Source organism: Streptomyces sp. NPDC059456 (assembly GCF_042750055.1).
In the GTDB taxonomy this organism is placed as follows: Bacteria; Actinomycetota; Actinomycetes; order Streptomycetales; family Streptomycetaceae; genus Streptomyces.
Genome location: NZ_JBHYVA010000965.1, coordinates 1 through 2,362 on the forward strand (window position 1 = coordinate 1; position 2,362 = coordinate 2,362).

Consider the following 2,362-nt stretch of genomic DNA (forward strand, 5'->3'; position numbering starts at 1 on the left):
GGGGGGGGGGCGGGCGCGTGCGGGGGCGCGGGGGGGGGGGGGGGGGGGGGGGGGGGGGGGCCGGCCCGCGCGGGCGGGGCGGCGGGGGGGGCGGCGGGGGCGGGCGGTGATCCCGCCTCGGCCGGCGCGGCCCGGCGGTCCGTGCTCGCCGAGACCGCCTGGACCGTCGCGGCCGTCGAGGCCGCCTGGACCGTCGAGGCCGCCGAGGCTGCCTGAACCGTCGCGGCGGTCGGGGCCGCCGGGGGCGCGCCAGGTTCGGTGCGCGCCTGGGGCACCGGCGGTCTGGGTGCTCCGGTGTCCCCGGTCTCGTCGGCGAGCTGGTGGACCAGCACGCCGTGCCGGAACGCCGCTTCACCCACTTCCGCGCAGCTGCTGCCGTACACCGACAGGCGGCTGCCGCTCTCCTCGACGATCTCCACCGCGCGCCGGGCGGCCCGGGCCTCCCGGCCCCGTACGTCGGCCAGGCGGGCGGCGTGCGGGCTGCGCACGGCGACCCGCGGCCGCAGCCGGGTTCGGGCGAAGTCGGCCGCGTCCTGGTCGGCGACGAGCCGGCCGGCCTCGATGCTGACGACCCGGTCCGCGCTGCGGGCCGCCTCCTTCGCATCGTCGGTGGTGAAGAGCACCGCGCCGCCGAGGGAGGCGTGACCGCGCAGCAGCCCGTGGAGCCAGCCGCGTTCGCGGGGCGAGAGACCGGCGGCGGGCTCGTCGAGGAGCAGGGTGCACGGGTCGGAGAGCAGGGCCGCGGCCAGCCCCACCCGGCGCTCCATGCCGAGCGAGAGCGAGCCGAGCCGCTCGTCGCGCAGGCCCGCAATGCCGACGACCTCCAGCATGGTGTCGGCCCGGGAGGCCGGCACCCCGGCGGCGGCGCACAGCATCCGCAGCTGGCTGCGGACGGTCCGCGACGGATTGCCCGGGACGTCTCCGAGCAGTACGCCGACTTCACGGCCGGGATGCGGGATCCGGTGCAGCGGCCGGCCGCGGAAGTAGGTGACGCCGCGGCCCGGTTCGAGTTCGAGCATGAGCCGCAGTGCGGTGGTCTTGCCCGACCCCGGTTCACCGAGGAGGGCGGTCACGGCTCCCGGGCGGGCCTCGAACGTGAGGTCGTCCACCAGGGGCGGGAGGTCTCGACGGGGGGTGCTGGTGAGTCCGATGGCCTGGAGCATCGCTTCTCTCGCGGGGTGTGAGACCGCTCTGCGGCAGTGTGAGTACCGCAAACAAGATAACGCGATATGTCCGATTTTCGGCGTACGCGGGGCGTGTTCGCCCCCGTGTCGACGCGTCAGACTTCGGGGCGCAGCATCGGCGGGTTGAGCAGGGTAGCCCCACCGGCCCGGAACAGCTGGGCGGGCCGGCCGCCCTGACGGGTCGTCGTCCCTCCGGCCGGCACGAGGAAGCCGGGGGTCCCGGTGACCTTGCGGTGGAAGTTGCGGGGGTCGAGGGCCACGCCCCAGACGGCCTCGTAGACCCGGCGGAGCTCGCCGACGGTGAAGGCGGGCGGGCAGAAGGCGGTGGCCAGCGAGGAGTACTCGATCTTGGAGCGGGCGCGTTCGACGCCGTCGGCGAGGATCCGGGCGTGGTCGAAGGCGAGCCCGGCGGCCTCCTCGTCCTCGACGGCCAGGAGTTCGTCGATGGGGGCCCAGCGGGCGCTGTTGGCGTCCCCGCCGGCCCGGGGGGCCGGCAGGTCCGGAGCCAGGACCAGATGCGCCACGCTGACGACGCGCATGCGCGGATCCCGCTTCGGATCGCCGTACGTGGCCAGCTGTTCGAGGTGCGCCCCGTTGTCCGCTCCCGGTTCGGCCGGGTCGTGGGCGCACAGGCCGGTTTCCTCGGCGAGTTCGCGGGCCGCGGCAGCGGCCAGGTCCTCGTCCCCGCGGACGAAGCCGCCGGGCAGGGCCCAGCGTCCCTGGAACGGCTGCTCACCCCGCCGGACGACCAGCGCGCAGAGCGCGTGACGCCGGACGGTGAGCACGACCAGGTCGACGGTGACAGCGAAGGGCGGATAGGCCGACGGGTCGTAGGGCGACATGCCGCGATCATAGTCGTCTGCCTGACGATAAACAGAGCTTTGGTGATCCCGGAGGCGGTGACGGGCGGGCTACCCGCCGAGTTGGAGCGCATCGGCCGCCTCCTCCACCATGCCGAGGCCCGTCCGGCTGATCCGGACGGCGAACGGTTCCCCGGAGACCCGCAGGCCGGAGATGCGCAGGGCGCCCAGGGGAGCCCCGGGCAGCGGGACGAGGGCGACCGTGCCCGCGGGGGCGTCGGGACGCAGCCCGGCGAGGGCGGTCAGGGCGTGGACCCCGGCGGCGGCGGCCACCGCCGCGGGGCGGCAGGCCGCCGGGTGCGGGAGCGGGGCACTGCC

General features: G+C 76.3%; 2 protein-coding genes and 1 pseudogene. All 3 read right to left on the reverse strand.

The genetic code is table 11. The features are described 5' to 3' along the window. On the reverse strand, positions 1 to 1,163 hold a 1,163-nt coding region (locus tag ACFXA3_RS41130), incomplete at its 3' end, for an ATP-binding cassette domain-containing protein (RefSeq protein WP_385196386.1). A 116-nt stretch (positions 1,164 to 1,279) separates the two neighbouring features. After that, positions 1,280 to 2,026 carry an NUDIX domain-containing protein gene (locus tag ACFXA3_RS41135; protein ID WP_385196389.1) on the reverse strand — a complete coding sequence of 249 codons (747 nt, stop codon included), beginning with the start codon at positions 2,024 to 2,026 and terminating at the stop codon, positions 1,280 to 1,282. Positions 2,027 to 2,095: 69 nt separating this feature from the next. Continuing rightward, positions 2,096 to 2,362: pseudogene (locus ACFXA3_RS41140) on the reverse strand (glycogen debranching protein); the annotation flags it as partial.